Here is a 16,433-nt window from a genome sequence, read left to right as displayed (position 1 = left end):
GCCGGGTTCGTGGGCTTCGAGACCGCCGCCGTCCACTCCCGCGAAGTGCGCAGCTCGGCCCCGCAACCATCCCCCGCTCCACACGGCCTAGCGGACGAAGCGCTCCCGGCGTACCGTCGGACGCCGCCCGCGGATGGTGCTGCGCTGCATCGCCGCGATGACCATGTCGGCGGCCGGCTCGGGCACCTCCACCAGCGAGAACCGGTCGGTGATCTGGATCGCGCCGATGTCGCGCGCGCTCAGCCCGGACTCGCCGGCGATCGCCCCGACCAGGTCCTGCGGCCGCAGCCCGGCCCGCCGGCCGATGCCGAAGAACAGCCGGGCCACGCCCGCGTCCGACCCTCGTGCGCCGGGGCGGCGCTCGCGTCCCCCACTGCCCGGCCGGGCGTCCCGGTTCTGCGCGTTGCGGCCCGCGGGCGCGGCGGGGATGGGGATGTCGTCCTCGTCGACGTCGCCGCCGGCCGCCTCGTGCAACAGCTTCACGGCGGCCAGCGCGATGTTCTCCACGTCGAACTCGTCGGTGAGCGAGTCCAGGACCACCCGGAACCGCTCCAGGTCGTCGGTCTCCAGGCTCGCCTGCAGCGCCGTACGCGTCTTCTCCAGCCGCCGGGCCCGCAGGTCGGTGACCGTCGGCAGCTTCTCCAGGGTGATGCGCTGCCCGGTGAGCCGCTCGATGGCCTTGAGCATCCGCTGCTCGCGCGGCTCGGCGAGGGTGATCGCGGAACCCTCCCGCCCGGCCCGGCCCACCCGGCCGATCCGGTGCACGTACGCCTCCGGCGCGGCCGGCACGTTGAAGTTGATGACGTGGGTCAGCTGCTCCACGTCCAGCCCGCGGGCGGCCACGTCGGTGGCCACCAGCAGCTCGGTGCTGCCGCCGCGCAGCCGGCCCATGACCCGGTCGCGCTGGTCCTGGCTCATGCCGCCGTGCAGCGCCTCCGCCCGGTAACCGCGCCCGTTCAGCGCCTCGGTGACCTGGTCGACCTCCTCGCGCGTACGGCAGAAGACGATCGCCGCCGTCGGCATCTCGACGTCGAGGATCCGCCCCAGCGCGGCCGACCGGTGCGCCTTGGCGACCATGTACGCGCTCTGCCGCACCAGCGGCATCTCCCCCGCCGCCGGGGCCTCCCGCCCCATCGTGATCCGGACCGGCTCACGCAGGTGCCGCCGGGCGATGCCGTCGATCCGGGGCGGCATCGTGGCGGAGAACAGCACGGTCTGCCGGCTCTGCGGGGTCTCGGCGAGAATCGCCTCGATGTCCTCGGCGAACCCCATGTCCAGCATCTCGTCGGCCTCGTCCAGCACGACGGTACGCACATCGCCCAGCCGCAGCGTCCCCCGCTCGATGTGGTCGAGCACCCGCCCCGGCGTCCCCACGACGACGTCCACGCCCCGCTGCAACGCCTGCAGCTGCCGTCCGATGGGCTGGCCGCCGTACACGGGCAGAACCCGGACGCCCAGCTCCCGGCCGTACCGGTGGACCGCCTGGGAGACCTGCTCGGCCAGCTCCCGGGTCGGCACGAGAACCAGCGCGGCCGGTCCGCCGTCGCGGCCCTCCCCGGTCAGCGCCTGCAGCAGCGGCAGCGCGAACGCGGCGGTCTTCCCGGTGCCGGTGGCGGCCTGACCGACAAGGTCGTTGCCGGCGATCAGCGGAGGGATCGCCTCCTGCTGGATCGGGGTCGGCTCCTCGTACCCGAGGGCACTCAACGCACGGAGCAGCTCCGCCCGCAAACCCAGCCCGGCGAAACCCGCCACGGCCTCGAACGGATCGTCTTCCATACCGACAACCTTAGGAGAGCCGCCAGATCGGCCGACCACAGGGCGGCCGGGCAGGGCATCGGCGGCCCGGCCGGACCCCACGCCGGCGTACGGTGCACGCCCGGGCCGGCGCCCCGACCACCTGCACGTGGCCGCCGGCGCCCGAGCCGTCGAGGCACTCCGCGTCGCGGCGGTTCCGGCGGAGGCGTGCGTCATCGGGCCCGCGGTTGATCGTTTGGCCGTCCATGAGGAAGAAGTGGGTCCTGGCGCCGGCCCTGGTGGCGGTCGCCTCGCTGTTCGTCGCGCCGGTGCCCGGGCGGGGTGCGCCCGGGCGCGCCGACATCGCGGGCACCGCGGCGCGCCTGGACCGGATGGAGCTGCGCGTCACCGGCAACCGTGCCGAGCTGCGGGCCTCCGAGCTGCTCAGCTATCACCGGGTCGCCGGCGGTGTGGTGGCTTGCATGCGGGCCGCCGGCAGGCCGATCCGTACGCCGCCGTTCGTGAGCAGGTACGACGGGTTCACCGACGCCGATCTGGGGTTCGGCGCGGGCCGCGGATCGGTCTTCGACTCGATCACCGACCGTGGCCGGCGCGCGATTCTCAACGAGCTCGCCGCCGCCCGTGCCGCCCGCGCCGGGGTACTGGAGGAGCCGTGGGGCCCGGTGCGGCCGGCCGACGTGGCGGACCTGAACCGGTGCACGGCGCCGTATCAGCACCGGACCTACCCCGACTTCGAGCCGCCGGACGGCGTGTACCGGCTGTCCGGGTTTCCCGGGCTGCTCGATCCGATCGAACGCGATCCCGCGGTGGTCGCCGCGATGAAGCCGTACCGGGCGTGCATGAAGGTGCGCTTCGGCTATGACGTCACCGATCGCACCGACTTCCTCTACACGCCGCGGATCTCGTACCGTGACGCCCCTGTGGACGGGCACCCGCCGAACGCGGCGTGGACGCGGGGCGTCAAGCAGATCCACGCCGCCTTCGACGCCGACGCGAGCTGCCGGCTGCCCGCGTACCGGCTCGCCATGAGCATGCTGGCGCCCCGGATCCACCCGTGGAAACGGCAACACCGCAAGGAGCTCGATACCGTACGCGCAGCCTGGAAGCAGCGTGTCGCAGCGGCACGCGACCTGCCGCCGTCGCTTCCCTGACACGCCGACGTTCGGTTCGCGGCGGTGACCGCACGGCTCTGGTGACGGGACGCAGGAGGGACGAAGCTGACGGGCATGGAGATGGCAGAGCGTACGGCCAGGAGCGCCAAGGTCGCCGCGGTGTTCGACGGGGTCGCGGACGTCTACGACCAGGTGGGGGTGCCGTGGTTCACCCCCATCGCGCAGCAGCTCGTCCGCCTCGCCGCGCCCGCGCCGGGTGAGCGGGTCCTCGACGTGGGATGCGGACGGGGCGCCGCCACCGTCGCCCTGGCGGAGGCGGTCGGCGGCGACGGTCACGTCACCGGCATCGACCTGTCCGCCCGGATGGTCGAGGCGTGCCGCGCCGACGTCGCCCGGCTGGGCCTGGCCAACGTCGACCTCCAGGTCATGGACGCCTCGGCTCCGTCGCTGCCGGGCGGGTACGACCTCGTGGTGTCGTCGCTGGTCGTGTTCTTCCTGCCCGACCCGCCGGCCGCCCTGGCGGCCTGGCGGCGGCTGCTCGTCACGCCGGGCGGCCGGCTGGCGATCTCGACGTTCGGGTCCCGGGATCCGGTGTGGGACGCGGTCGACGCGACGTTCCGGCCGTACCTGCCGGCCGGGATGCTCGACGCCCGCACCACCGGCGCCGCCGGGCCGTTCAGCAGCGACGCGGGCGTCGAGGAGCTGGTGCGCGCGGCGGGCTGCACCGGCGTGCGCACGGTCCTGTCCGACATCGAGGTGACCCTCGCCGACGGCGCCGAGTGGTACGCGTTCAGCCGGTCGCACGGCCAGCGGGCGATGTGGGACGCCATCCCGGAGTCCGACCACGACGCCGTCCGGGCCGCCGCGGAGACCCAGCTCGACCGGGCCCGCGGTGCCGACGGCCGGATCCACCTGCACCAGCAGGTGCGCTGCACGCTGGCCACATCGGCGTGATCCGGCACGCCCTCAGCGCAGGTATGCGATGAGGCGCTCGGCGAGCTGCCGCGGGTGACTCAGCGCCACCGCGTGACCGCCGTCGATCTCGTCCGGGACGACGCCGAGCCGCTCGGCGGCCACCCGGCGCAGGAACTGCGGCGGGAAGAACCGGTCGTCGCGGCCGATGAGGACCCTCGTCGGCACGTCCGGCCAGGCGTCCAGCGGCCACGGCTCGTCGCCCTCGGCGCTGACCTGGTCGCGGCTGTGCGCCCCCGCTTCCGCGACGATCCCGGCCGGCACGCCGTTGAAGAACTGCTCCTCCTCGCTGAGCCCCTCCGCGACGGGGTAGCCGGTCTCGCGCCACCAGTCGCCGGGCTTCTCCCCCGGCCCCGGGATCATCGCGGCGAGCAGGACGAGCAGCCGCACCGGCAGGACGGCCGCGACCAGCGGCGCGGTGAAACCACCGTAGGAATGCCCGACGACCACGAGGTCCCGCCGGTCGCCGATCGCGCCGACGACCGTGTCGCGGAACGCGGCCAGCCCCGCCGCCGGGTCCCCGATCGGCAGCTCCGGCACCACCACGTCGTGGCCGCGGGCGGTCAGCTCGGGCGCCAGCAGATGCCAGTCCCAGGCACTGCCCCCGCCGCCGTGGATGAGCACGAAAGTAGCCATGCCCGAAGCCTCACACAGGGGTACGACAAAGATGGGCCACGCCGACGACGCTGAGCGCAATCACCGGCAGGTTGCCGTGCCGGTCACGACGGCGGAGAACGCGCCACCATGGACGGTCGCGGGCCATCATCAGCATCAGCGGATGAGCACGGACTCCCCGGCCCGGCGCCGGGGCTCACTCCGCTCGAGCCGGCACAGGACCCGCTCTCCCGCATCGAGCGCGGCAACACGTACGCCCCGACGCCAGAAGCGGTTCCGGCGCAGTTCGGCCGTCGTCCGCCCGGCGGTCCCGCTGGGTCCCCGGGCGGGACGCCGTAGGGTCCGGTGATGACCTCGGGGCCGCCGGCGCGGGACGCCGGCTATTTCGATCAGTGGTACGCCGACATGGCCGCCTGCCCCGCCCGGGACGCCATCGTCGCCCGTACGCTCGGCCTCCCGCCGGAGCTGCAGTTCGCGAGCGCCCTCACCTGGGAGGCGCTGGACGAGATCACCCGGGAGCTGCGCCTGCCGCCCGGCGGCCTCGTCCTCGACCTCGGGTGCGGGCGTGGCGGGTACGGCATCGAGGTGGCGCTCCGGGCCGGCGCGCGGCTGGCCGGTGTGGATTTCTCGGCCGTGGCCCTGGAACAGGCGCGGGCGATCGCCGGCCGGCGGTTGCCCGAGGGCCGGGCCGGCTTCCGCGTCGGGACGCTGACCGCCTCCGGGTTGCCGGACGGCGTCGCCGACGGGGTGATGTGCGTGGACGCCGTGCAGTTCGCCGAGCCACCGGTCGCCGCGCTCCGGGAGGTCCGGCGGGTGCTGACCGGCGGCGGCCGGGTGGTGCTGACATGCTGGGAGGCCGCCGATCCGGCCGACGAGCGGGTCCCGGCGCGGATCCGGGCGGTGGATCTGCGGCGGGACCTGCCGGCGGCCGGGTTCGTCGACGTGCGGGTGGAGGACCGGCCCGGCTGGCGGCGCGCCGAGCGGGCGCTGTGGGAGGCGGCGGTGGCGGCCGACGACCCGGACCCGGCGGTCGGGTCGCTGCGGGACGAGGGCCGCCGCTCGCTGGAGAGCTTCGGCTCGCTCCGGCGGGTCGTCGCGACCGCCACCGCGCCTTGACGCGTACGTCGGGTCAGGGGCGCCACATCCGGAAGAACGGGGTGTCGTCGGGGAGCCGGATGTCGAACGGGGACATCCGGGTGTAGCCGTGCCGCTCGTACAGGCGGATGTTGTCCTCGTTGGTCGCCTCGAGGTACGCCGGTACGTCGATCCGCTCGTGGGTGTGCTGCATCAGCGCGCTGCCCAGCCCGGCGCCCTGGTGGTCCGGGTGCACCGCCAGGAACGCCAGGTGCCAGTGCGGCTCCTCGGGATGGTGCTTCTCGAAGACCTCGTCGAGGGCCTCGAAGTGGGGCAGCCAGCGGCCGGTGAGGGCACTGAGGCGCTGCTCGTACGCGTCGATCTCCGGCATCTCGCGGGTGCGGTCGAACCAGACCGCCGTGGCCGCGAGGCCGCCGGCGGCGTCCTCGATGACGTCGACGCGGCCCGAGGCGGGCGCCGACCCCGTCAGGAACGTGAAGAACTCCGTCATCACGGGGAGGCGGTCGTTCTCGTCGGGCACGAGCGAGCGGTTCTGCGGGAGGTGGTCGAAGGACTGGGCGATGAGGCGCCCGACGGCGGGGATCTCGTCGGGGGTGGCGCTGCGGATCGGGGTCACTTGACTGCCTCCGAGAACGAGAAGCCGGTGGTGGCGCTGCGGGCGCCGAGGCCGATGCCCTCGTACACCGCGCGGCGGGTGCGGCGCAGGACCAGGGCCCAGCCGACGCCGGCGAGGGTGACGACGGCGTACGCGAGCGGCACGACCCAGGTCGGCTCGGAGCCCGGTTCCACACCGAAGAGGGTCGCGATGTTGGTCAGCGCCAGGTACGTCACCACGAACAGCAGGACCGTGCCGATGACCGGCGCGCCGATGCGGTGCCAGACGTCCTCGCCGGAGGGGTGGCGGATGAAGTAGCCGATGACCGCGAGCGACGTGACGGTGATGAGCAGCAGCACGCCGATGCCGCCGGTGGTGCCGCCCCAGAAGAAGAGCTGCACCAGCGGGTCCCAGCCCATGACGGCGTACAGCAGGATCACGGCCAGGCCGATCCCGGATTGCAGCAGCGAGCCGTTCTTGGGCGCGCCCGTGCCGGGAACCGTACGGCCGAACGCCCGCGGCAGCACGCCTTCGCGGCCGAGCGAGAACGTGTAGCGGGCGATGATGTTGTGGAAGGAGATCATCGCGGCGATCAGCGACGTGAGGAACAGCGCGTGGCCGAGGTGCAGGGCGGTGCTGCCGAGGCGGTCGGAGGCGAGGTTGAAGAACAGCTCGGGGCCCTCCGCACCGGCGCGCTCGACGGCCCGCCCGCCGGTCGCGGAGATCATCGCCCAGGCGGAGAACGCGTACAGGACGGCGATCAGCGCGACCGCGATGTAGGTGGCGCGGGGAACCGTCCGCCGCGGGTCCCGCGACTCCTCGCTGAAGACCACGGACTGTTCGAAGCCGACGAAGCCGGTGACCGCCATGACCAGCAGCGCGCCCGCCCCGGCGCCGACGAGGCTGCCCGGGTTCAGCGGGGCCGACGACGCGGCGAAGTCCGGTGCGAACAGGTCGGCGACGCTGAACACGGCGACGAGGATGATCTCGGCGACGAGCAGGGTGGCGAGGACCTTGCCGTTGACGGCGACGTCGCGGACGCCGAGGACGGCCACGAGCGCCCAGGCGACCAGCGCGATGACCCACCACTGCACGTCGACGCCGAACCAGTCGGCGAACAGCGGCGACGCGATCGCGCCGAAGCCGCCGTACGAGGCGACCTGGAAGCTGTTGTACGCCAGCAGCGCCACCCACGACGCGCCCACCCCGAACGGGCGGCCGATGCCCTGGGCGACGTACGCGTAGAAGGCCCCGGCGTTGGCGATGTGCCGCGCCATGGCCACGTAGCCCACGGCGAAGATCGCGAGCACGACGGCGACGGCGAGGAACGCGATCGAGATGGCGGTCAGCCCGGTGACCGCGAGGCCGGTGGGGACGACGCCGGCGACGACGGTGAGCGGGGCGGCGGCGGACATGACGAAGAAGACGACGGCCGCCACGCCGAGGCGGTCGCGGGCGAGGGCGGTCGAGAGCTGGCTGGGTCTGGCGGGGGTGGTGGTGGCGGACACGCTGGTCTCCAAGGCGGGGAGGAGGGAGGAGGGGTCAGGCCCGGCGGGCCATGACGGCGTCGCCCACGGCGGCCTCTGCGTGGCCGACGAGGTGGTGCAGCATCGTCGGCAGGCGCCGGCGGAGCTGGCCGAACAGCTGGTCGCGCTCGTGCGCCTCGAGCGTCACGAGCACGTGCTGGTCCAGGCCGGTGGCGAGCACCAGCCCGGTCAGCACCAGATCGGAGGTGTCGAGCATCTCGCCGCGGCCGGCGGCGATCCGGATGCGGGTGCCGGGCCAGCCGGCCACGGAGGTGTCGACGGGTACGAACCGCACCTTGGTGCCGAGCAGACTCCGTTTCTCCTGGCGCTGCACCACGCCGGCGCGGGCGAGCCGGCGTTCGACGAGGTCGGTGGCGACGCCGGTGGCCAGGAACGAGATCCAGTCGCGGATGCGGCGGTGGTGGCTCTCGCGCAGCAGCTGGCCGAGGACGGCGGCGGTGGCCGGGTCCGGGGTCGGCTGGTCGTCGATGACGACGACGTGGTTGTCGCGCACGTCGAGGCGGCGCCAGAGCACCAGCTCGGCGAGCAGGGCGGCGGCGAGCCCGAGCCCGAGGGTGGCGGGGGTGAGCAGGCACCGGCTGCGGGCGGAGTCGTGGGCGGCGAGGTACAGGTCGTCGGCCAGCGGCAGCTGCGATGACGACACGACGATCCCCTCGGGACATGACGGAATGACCACCGGTCGGGGTGACCGGCAGTCGCGGAAGAGCGGACAGGGGTGTGGCGGGCGGCTGCGGACCATTACGGTGAGCGGCCGCCGGAACAACACCGCGTAGCTTGCCAGCGCGCGACTACCCCGCGCAATGTCCGAAGTGGTCAAAGCTTCGATGCATCGTGCAGGACCGTCCTGAGCTGCACTGATGCGAGAAAGGAAATCCACGGAGTTAACACGATCGTCATGTGCGTCCCCCGTACGCGTACCGAACGCCGCCCTGACGAACCGCTTACACACCGCGCCTAGCGTCGGCGGCATGACGGACCGCGACACGGTTGCCCATCTGCTCCGCCGCCTCACCTTCGGCCCCACGGCCGCGGAGGTCGACGCGGCGCTGGAAGCGGGAGTCGGCGCCACCCTCGACGCCGTACTGGCCCCGATCGGCCGGACCGTGACACTCCCGGACCTGGGCGCGTTCCAGCCGGGCAAGGAAGGCCGGCAGGACGCCCGCCGCCAGGCCCGGGAGGCCGTGCAGTGGTGGCTGCAGCGGATGGCGGCCCAGCCGGGAGCGGCCGAGAAGCTCACGTTCTTCTGGCACGGCCACTGGGCCACCTCGATCCAGAAGGTCCGCTCCGCGCCGCTCATGCTGGCCCAGCAGCAGACGCTGCGGCGCTACGGTGGCGGCGACACCGGGCCGCTGGTCCGCGCGATGCTGCGCGACCCGGCGCTGATCCTGTGGCTCGACGGGCAGCGCAACACCCGTACCGCCCCGAACGAGAACCTCGCCCGCGAGCTGATGGAGCTGTTCACGCTGGGCGTGGGGGCGTACACCGAGGACGACGTGAAGGCGGGCGCGCGGGCGCTCACCGGGTGGCGGGCCTCGCGGACGAGCGGCACGGCGACGTTCGTACCCCGGCGCCACGATCCCGGCCCGGTCACCCTGCTCGGGCACACCGGCCGGGTCGACGCCGACACGTACGCGGACCTGCTCGTCCGCCACCCCGCCCACCTGCCGCACCTGGTCACCCGGCTCTGGGTGCGCTACGGCTCCGGCGCCGCACCGGACGCCGCCACGATCGCCCGGGTGACCGCCGCCGGCGGCCGCAGCACCACCGGCCTGCTGCGGGCGATCGCCACCGATCCCGCGTTCGCCGCCACCGCCGGGCAGCTCGTCAAACAGCCCGTGGAGTGGCTGATCGGCGCGGTACGCCAGCTCGGGATCGACACCGACACGGTGCCGGACAAGGCGTTGCGGGCCCTGGGCCAGGTGCCGTTCCGCCCGCCGAGCGTCGGTGGCTGGCCGGTCGGCGCCGCCTGGCTGACGACCTCGTCGACCCGCGCCCGGCTCGAACACGCGCAGAAGCTGACCGCCCTCGCCCCGGACACGGTGGCGGAGCTGGGCCGCTCCGCGCCGGCCGCGCGGCTGGACGCCCTCGCCCGGCTGCTCGTCGTGGACGGCTGGAGCGAGCGCACCCGAGCGGTGCTCGCGGACTCCGCCGCGGACCCCCGCAGGCTGCTCGCCCTCGGCCTGGCCAGCCCCGAGTACGCCGTCCACTGAGGAGGATCACCATGGACACCATCACCCGGCGCCGGTTCCTGACCGCCAGCGGGGTCGTCGCGGCCGGTGCGCTGGCCGCCGGCGGGACCGCGTACGGCCTGCGCGACATCCTGGACTTCCGCTCCGAGAAGCCGCGCGGCCGCACGCTCGTGCTGGTCACGCTCTACGGCGGCAACGACGGGCTGAACACCGTCATCCCGTACGCGGACCCCGCCTACGCCGCGAACCGCCCGTCGATGGCGTACGACGAGGGCGAGGTGCTGCGCCTCGACGACGAGTTCGGCCTCAACCCCGGCCTCGCCGGCCTGCACCGCCTGTACGGGCAGGACCGCCTCGCCGTCGTGCACGGCGTGGGCTACCCGAAGCCCGACCGCAGCCACTTCCGCTCGATGGACATCTGGCAGACCGCCCAGCCGGATCGCCCCGGCACGACCGGCTGGCTGGGCCGCTGGCTGGACGACGCGGGCGGCGACCCGCGCCTGGCCGTGTCGTTCGAGCCCGTGCTGCCGCCGCTGCTCGCCGGTGCCACGAGCGCGGGCGCGACGGTGCCCGGCGGCGCGCTGACCCTGCCGAAGGGCGTCACCCCGCAGGTCCTGGCCGGATTCGGTACGCCCGCAGCCGGCGAACCGCCCGCCCGCGCCCGCGCGGCGGCCTGCTTCGCCGACCTGGTCAAGGTGCGTGACCTCGTCGACGGCGTGATCGCCGACGACGAGGCGGACGACGATGCGCCGGCCACGGCCACCGGCGGCCAGGCTCCCCCGCTGGAGCGCCAGCTCGCCCTGGTGGCGCGCTGCATCGAGGCCGGCTCGGCCACCCGGGTCTACTCGGTGTCGCTGGGCGGCTTCGACTTCCACGCCGACGAGAAGGGCGCTCAGGAGTCGATCCTCGGCACGCTGGACAAGCCGCTCGCGGCGTTCGTGGAGCGGATGGCGGACCGGGACGTGGTGGTGGCGGTGTACTCGGAGTTCGGCCGCCGGGTCCGGGCCAACGCCTCCGAGGGCACCGACCACGGCACGGCGTCCACGGTGCTGCTGGCCGGCGGCGGGATCCCGGGCGGCCGGTACGGCGAGCCGCCCAGCCTCACCGATCTCGACGACGGCGACCTGCGGCACACCACGGACTTCCGGGACGTGTACGCGATGCTGCTCGCCGACGTGCTGGGCGCGGATCCGGAGCGGGTGCTCGGCGGCTGGACGGGCCGCCTCCGATTTAGTTGACGCATCAAGTAAATCGGAGTACCGTTGCCGGCAGAAGGTTGAAGCGTCAACGGAGGTAACCATGAGCACCATGCCCGCCCTGTTCCTCAGCCACGGTGCTCCCCCGCTGGTCGACGACCCCACCTGGGTCGCCCAGCTGCACGAGCTCGCGGCGTCCCTGCCCCGCCCGAAGGCCGTGCTCATGGCCTCCGCGCACTGGGAGTCCGCGCCGCTCATGCTGGGCGCCACCGAGACGGTTCCGCTCGTGTACGACTTCGGCGGCTTCCCCCGTCGCTACTACGAGGCGCGGTACGAGGCACCCGGCGCCCCCGAGCTCGCCGCCCGCGTCGAGGCGCTGATGCCCGACACCGAGCACGTCGCCCGGACCGACCGCGGCCTGGACCACGGCGCGTACGTCCCGCTGAGCGTGATGTACCCCGACGCGGACATCCCCGTGCTGCAGATGTCGCTGCCGACCCTGGAGCCGGACCGCCTGCTCGAGCTCGGCCGCCGGCTGGCACCGCTGCGCGAGGAGGGCGTGCTGATCATCGGCTCCGGCTTCACCACGCACGGGCTGCCGTTCCTGCGCGAGTTCCGCACCGACGCCCCGGCGCCGGGCTGGTCGCGCGAGTTCGACGCCTGGGCCGCCGAGGCGCTGACCCGCGGCGCCGTCGACGAGCTGGCCGACTTCCGCAGCCGCGCGCCGGGCATGCCGTACGCGCACCCCACGATCGAGCACTTCGCGCCGATGTTCCTGACGCTCGGGGCGTCCGGCAACCCGGAGCAGAGCGCCGAGCAGCCGATCGACGGCTTCTGGATGGGCCTGGCGAAGCGCTCCTTCCAGGTGGCCTGACCGGCGGCGGTTTACCAGCATCTTCCCAGCGTGGACCGGGATGCTTGTGGGTACATCACGTCAACCCCCTCGCACCGACGCCCGGAGGTTCCGCCCTGATGCTGGAGGTCACCGCGCTCGGCTGGACGCTGACCATCGCGGTCATCGTCGCCCTGCTCGCCCTCGACCTGACCCTCGGCGTGCTGCGCCCGCACGCCGTGGGTTTCCGTGAGGCCGCCGCCTGGTCGGTCTTCTACATCGCCGTCGCGCTGCTCTTCGGCGTCGTCTTCGCCCAGATCGTGGGCTGGGACTACGGCACGCAGTACTTCGCGGGTTACGTCGTCGAGAAGAGCCTGTCGGTCGACAACCTCTTCGTCTTCGTGATCATCATGACCACGTTCGCGGTACCGGAGAAGTACCAGCAGGAGGTGCTGACCTTCGGCATCATCATCGCGCTGGTGCTGCGGGTCATCTTCATCGCGCTGGGCGCGACGCTGCTGTCGCTGTTCTCGTTCATGTTCCTGATCTTCGGCCTGCTGCTGATCTACACCGCGGTGCAGCTCTTCCGGCACCGCGACGAGGACCCCAGCGTCGACGACAACGCCATCGTCAAGGCCAGCAAGCGGCTCTTCCCGGTGACCGAGCAGTACGACGGCGGCCGGCTGTTCACCCGGATCGGCGGCCGGCGCACGGCGACGCCGCTGTTCATCACGCTGATCGCGATCGGCAGCACCGACCTGCTGTTCGCGCTCGACTCGATCCCGGCGGTCTTCGGCGTGACCGAGGAGGCGTACATCGTCTTCGTCGCCAACGCCTTCGCGCTGCTCGGGCTGCGTGCGCTGTTCTTCCTCGTGAAGGGGCTGCTGGACCGGCTCGTCTACCTGTCGACCGGCCTGTCGCTGATCCTGGCCTTCATCGGCGCCAAGCTCGTGCTGCACTGGCTGCACGTGGACGTCTGGCACGACGCGCCGCAGATCAGCACGCCGGTCTCACTGATCGTCATCCTGGTGATCCTGGTGGTCACGACGGTGGCGAGCCTGGCGAAGACCCGGCGCGACCCGACCGCCAAGGCCCACGCCGGCAGCCTGCGGGCCCGCGCGCCGCAGGACGAGCGCGCCGACGGCTGACCGGGCACAAGGAAGCCCCGGCGCCGGCGCCGGGGCTTCGTGCTGGGGGTGGCACCGTCAGCCGCGATAACCGCCGACGGCGATACGCGTACGCATGCGCTCGTAGTCCTGCCGGTTGAGGATGTCGCGGATCTGGGCCGTCTCCGCCTCGTCGTGGCGGCCGAGGATCAGGTCGAGCTCGGCGCGCTCGGCGGGGGTCTGGAAGGCGGCCAGCTCCGCGCTCAGCTGCCGGTGCGCCCGTCGCTGGGTCCGGCGGTTCGCCAGGCTCGTCCGGACGCCGGTGATCCGGTTCTTCAGCGGCATCGTTCGTCTCCTTACGGAAGGTGATGACGGGAGTGGTGATGCTCCCGAGATCCAGCTTCCGCGTCCCCGGCTACGGCACCAAATCAAGCAGGTAAAACGTTCGATCCAGAGGTGACGCGGGCCACCGAAATGCTGTAGTCCGCGTCACTGTGCGTGGTCTTTGCGCTGGTCATCCGCCTGCCGTGTTTTGCGCCACAACAGAGTAAAACCTGGAGGGTCAGCGGCCGGACGCGAGGTCCCGGGGTCGGCGGCACCAGGCTGATCGGCAGTGACGCTAGGGATCGATGGCCGTCACCGAACCGGGGAGAGCCCTTGTCGGTGCGGCCGCGGGCAGCCGCTGGGACAGCTGGGTGCGAGACCGTACGCCGAGCTTGCGGTACACGCGGGTCAGGGTCGCCTCGACCGTCTTGACGCTCAGGAACAGCTGGGCGGCGATCTCCCGGTTGCTCGCCCCCTCACGCACCAGCCCGGCGATGCGGGCCTCCGTGGCGGTCAGGCCCAGGTCGGCGGGCGAGGCGGTGGTTCCTTCCGTACGGGCCAGCGCGCGCTGCGTCTGCTCGGTCCACGGCTTCGCCTCGGCGGCGAGGAACAGCGCCAGCGCCGCCCCGATGGCCACCCGGGCGGCCGCGTACCGGCGGCGCCGCCGTTCCGCCCCGCCCTGCACGAGCAGCGCGTGGGCCTGCTCGACGGGCTGCTGCAGGCCGGCGAACCGCTGCGCCGCGGCGGCGGAGAGGCGTACCGCGGAGTCGGCCTGCCCGATCTCGGACAGCACCACGGCGGTGGCCCGGTCGAGGTAGCCGTTCAGGCCGGGCGAGGCGCCGAGCCGCTCGGCGGTGGCGCGCGCCTCGGCGAGCGTCCGGGCGGCCTCCTCGTGCTCGCCCAGCGCGGCCAGTCCGCCCGCGAGGTCACCCTGCCAGCGCACGATCATCGGGTCCGCCGCGCCGCCCTCCAGCTCGCGCAGCCGGCGCAGCGCCGCCACGCCGGCCCGGGTGTCGCCCGAGCGCAGGTGCGCCTGGCCGAGGGCGTGCAGGTTGCGGCGCAGGTAGATGCTGTCGCCCTCCTGTTCGGACGCGCGGGCGCCGCGGTGGGCGTACCCGGCCGCGGCCTCGAGGCTCCCGCCGCCCAGCTCCGCGACGGCCGCCGTGTACCAGGTCGGGCCGGGACTGAGCCCGGCGCGCTGGGCGGCGGCCACGGCGCGGTGGGCGTACCGCAGGGCGTCGCGGCAGCGCCCGGCGCGGGTGGCCACTTCGGACAGGCTGCGCAGCACCTCCACCAGCGCCTCGCCCGTACGGTCGTGCTCCGCCACGGCGAGCAGGGTGAGCAGCTCCGCGCGCGCCTCGTCGAGCCGGTCGTCCATCATGGCGAACCGCGCGGCCAGGTAACGCGGGCTCAGGTGCAGCCAGCCCGGCTCCGGCGGCGCCGGCAGCGCCAGCGCGCGCTCCAGCGTGCCGGTCCACTCCGGCTCCCCGCGCAGCCGCTGCACCTGGGCCAGGGCGCTCAGCGCCATCGCCTCCGTGGCCGGATCACCGGCCCGCCGCGCGTCGGCGGCCGACCCGGCGGCGCACGCGGCCGCCGTGTCCGGCGCCCCGCCCAGCATCGCCGCCCAGGTCAGCCGCAGCCGGACCGCCGCGAGCAGCGTCACGTCCCCACCGGCCTCGTTGAGCGCCGCCGCGAACATCTCCCCCATGTCGGCGAGGGCCTGCCCGGCCAGGTCCAGCAGCACCAGCCGGGCCCGGACCCGATGGGCGGCCGGCGCGTCCGCCGCGGCGAGCACCGCCTCGGCGGCCCGGCCGGCCAGCTCGGGCGCCCCGGCGGTCGCGGCCGTCCGCGCGGCCGCCACCAGCCAGTCGAACCGGTCGGCGGCCAGGCTCCGCGGGCACCGGTCGGCGGCCAGCACGTGCAGCTCCGCCGCGGTCCGCCCGTCGCCCCGCGCCGCGGCCCGGGTGGCCGCGCGGACCAGCTCACCGGCCACGTCGGCGTCCGGGCGGCCGCTGCGCAGCGCCCGGTGCCGTACGGCCACCGTCTCGTCCAGCGCCGCATCGGCCAGCGCGTCGTGCACCCCGGCGCGGCGCGCGGCGCCGGCGTCCTCGGCCAGCACCCCGGCCAGCGCGGGCGGCGTGAACCGGATCGTCTCCCCGTCCAGGCGGACCACCCCGGCGGCCACCGCGGCGCGAACGTCGCGGGCGGCGTCGTCGTACCCGCAGCGCAGCAGCGTCGCGACCGTGGGCTCGGTGGCCAGCGCCGCGACCAGCAGCGTCGCCGTGACCTGCGGCGGCAGCGCGGACAGCCGGCGGCGCAGCACGGCCCGGGCGGCCTCGGGCAGCGGCGCCGGGCGCCACGCCGGACCGGCCACGACCACGCCGCCCAGGGCCAGGGCGAGCAGCGGGTTGCCCCCGCTGGCCTCGTGCAGCCCGGCGGCCGTGCGGCACGGCAGGCCACGCTCCTCCAGCAGCGCGGTCAGGTCCTCCGGGTCGAGCGGCGGCACCAGCAGATCGGCCACCGGAGCGGGACAGAGCCGGGCCGCGCGGTGCCGGCCCGCCTCGTCCGGATAGCGCTGCGCGGCCACCACCCGTACCCGCGGGCCCGGGCGGCGGCGCATGGCGAAACCGATCAGCTCGGCCGACTCGGCGTCCAGCCATTGCACGTCGTCGACCACGAGCAGCACCGGGCCGCCCCGGGCGCAATGGGCCAGCAGGCTGGGCAGGACCAGGCGGCGGGCCAGGGCCGGGGCGCCGGTGCGGGGGGCGCTGCCGCGGCGCAGCACCGCCAGGGCCGCGCGGTGCGCCGGGGGCAGGGCGGCGACGGCGGCCTGGGGCAGCTGCGCCACCAGGTCCGCGATGCCCGCGTACGGCAGCAGCCGCTCGGCCGGCGCGGGCCGCAGCCGCACGACCAGCTCGCCCCGCGCGGCGGCCGCGGCGGCGACGGTGTCCAGCAGCGCCGTCTTGCCGATCCCCTCCGGCCCGTGCAGCGCCACCCCGCCGCCCGCGGCCAGCCGGGCCTCCACAGCGGCCAGCAGCGACTCCCTGCCGACGAGGGCAGCGGTGGCGGGCCGCGCGCGGGTGTCCAGGGCGTCT

The 16,433-nt window shown here is 74.3% G+C and carries 14 protein-coding genes; 7 read left to right on the top strand and 7 right to left on the bottom strand.

The window, feature by feature from the left end:
- Positions 1–87 precede the first annotated feature (87 nt).
- Positions 88–1,776, bottom strand: a complete 1,689-nt coding sequence (locus COUCH_RS20040; protein ID WP_249606709.1) for a DEAD/DEAH box helicase — start codon at positions 1,774–1,776, stop codon at positions 88–90.
- Positions 1,777–2,000: 224 nt separating this feature from the next.
- Between COUCH_RS20040 and COUCH_RS20035 the strand changes: the two genes are divergently transcribed.
- Both COUCH_RS20035 and COUCH_RS20030 read left to right on the top strand, forming a co-directional pair.
- Positions 2,001–2,906, top strand: a complete 906-nt coding sequence (locus COUCH_RS20035; protein WP_249606708.1) for a hypothetical protein — start codon at positions 2,001–2,003, stop codon at positions 2,904–2,906.
- 75 nt (positions 2,907–2,981) lie between these two features.
- The gene (locus COUCH_RS20030) at positions 2,982–3,821 is read left to right on the top strand and encodes a class I SAM-dependent methyltransferase (RefSeq protein ID WP_249606707.1); all 840 of its coding nucleotides are present in this window, start codon (positions 2,982–2,984) and stop codon (positions 3,819–3,821) included.
- 12 nt (positions 3,822–3,833) lie between these two features.
- Here the strand turns inward: COUCH_RS20030 and COUCH_RS20025 are convergent, their stop codons facing one another.
- Positions 3,834–4,475, bottom strand: coding sequence for an alpha/beta fold hydrolase (locus tag COUCH_RS20025; protein WP_249606706.1), 642 nt, complete (start codon positions 4,473–4,475; stop codon positions 3,834–3,836).
- Between the two features lie 327 nt (positions 4,476–4,802).
- On the opposite strand from COUCH_RS20025, the gene COUCH_RS20020 reads away from it, so the two are divergent.
- Positions 4,803–5,570, top strand: coding sequence for a class I SAM-dependent methyltransferase (locus COUCH_RS20020; protein WP_249606705.1), 768 nt, complete (start codon positions 4,803–4,805; stop codon positions 5,568–5,570).
- Between the two features lie 13 nt (positions 5,571–5,583).
- Here the strand turns inward: COUCH_RS20020 and COUCH_RS20015 are convergent, their stop codons facing one another.
- Genes COUCH_RS20015 through COUCH_RS20005 form a run of 3 tightly spaced genes read right to left on the bottom strand, consistent with a single transcriptional unit; the run spans position 5,584 to position 8,334 of the window.
- Positions 5,584–6,165, bottom strand: coding sequence for a GNAT family N-acetyltransferase (locus tag COUCH_RS20015; protein ID WP_249606704.1), 582 nt, complete (start codon positions 6,163–6,165; stop codon positions 5,584–5,586).
- Positions 6,162–7,652 carry an APC family permease gene (locus COUCH_RS20010; protein ID WP_249606703.1) on the bottom strand — a complete coding sequence of 497 codons (1,491 nt, stop codon included), beginning with the start codon at positions 7,650–7,652 and terminating at the stop codon, positions 6,162–6,164. The genes COUCH_RS20015 and COUCH_RS20010 overlap by 4 nt, the downstream gene beginning before the upstream one ends.
- Positions 7,653–7,686: 34 nt before the next feature.
- Positions 7,687–8,334, bottom strand: a complete 648-nt coding sequence (locus tag COUCH_RS20005; RefSeq protein ID WP_249606702.1) for a GOLPH3/VPS74 family protein — start codon at positions 8,332–8,334, stop codon at positions 7,687–7,689.
- 325 nt (positions 8,335–8,659) lie between these two features.
- Between COUCH_RS20005 and COUCH_RS20000 the strand changes: the two genes are divergently transcribed.
- The 4 genes from COUCH_RS20000 (at position 8,660) to COUCH_RS19985 (ending at position 13,056) form a co-directional block, all read left to right on the top strand.
- The gene (locus COUCH_RS20000; protein ID WP_249606701.1) at positions 8,660–9,901 is read left to right on the top strand and encodes a DUF1800 domain-containing protein; all 1,242 of its coding nucleotides are present in this window, start codon (positions 8,660–8,662) and stop codon (positions 9,899–9,901) included.
- Positions 9,902–9,912: 11 nt separating this feature from the next.
- A complete protein-coding gene (locus tag COUCH_RS19995; protein ID WP_249606700.1) occupies positions 9,913–11,118 on the top strand; it encodes a DUF1501 domain-containing protein in 1,206 nt (401 codons plus the stop codon).
- Positions 11,119–11,179: 61 nt separating this feature from the next.
- Complete coding sequence (locus COUCH_RS19990; RefSeq protein WP_249606699.1) at positions 11,180–11,950, top strand: dioxygenase family protein; 771 nt, start codon at positions 11,180–11,182, stop codon at positions 11,948–11,950.
- Positions 11,951–12,048: 98 nt separating this feature from the next.
- Positions 12,049–13,056 carry a TerC/Alx family metal homeostasis membrane protein gene (locus COUCH_RS19985; RefSeq protein ID WP_249606698.1) on the top strand — a complete coding sequence of 336 codons (1,008 nt, stop codon included), beginning with the start codon at positions 12,049–12,051 and terminating at the stop codon, positions 13,054–13,056.
- Between the two features lie 57 nt (positions 13,057–13,113).
- On the opposite strand, the gene COUCH_RS19980 is transcribed toward COUCH_RS19985, so the two are convergent.
- A complete protein-coding gene (locus COUCH_RS19980; protein WP_249606697.1) occupies positions 13,114–13,359 on the bottom strand; it encodes a hypothetical protein in 246 nt (81 codons plus the stop codon).
- Positions 13,360–13,633: 274 nt separating this feature from the next.
- Entirely contained in the window at positions 13,634–16,426 is a 2,793-nt protein-coding gene (locus tag COUCH_RS19975; protein ID WP_275980144.1) for an AAA family ATPase, read from the bottom strand.
- Positions 16,427–16,433 lie beyond the last annotated feature (7 nt).

This window comes from Couchioplanes caeruleus (genome assembly GCF_023499255.1).
GTDB classification, from domain to species: domain Bacteria; phylum Actinomycetota; class Actinomycetes; order Mycobacteriales; family Micromonosporaceae; genus Actinoplanes; species Actinoplanes caeruleus_A.
The sequence above is the reverse complement of the archived record's forward strand: the minus strand, read 5'-3'. Positions and strand labels throughout refer to the sequence as shown.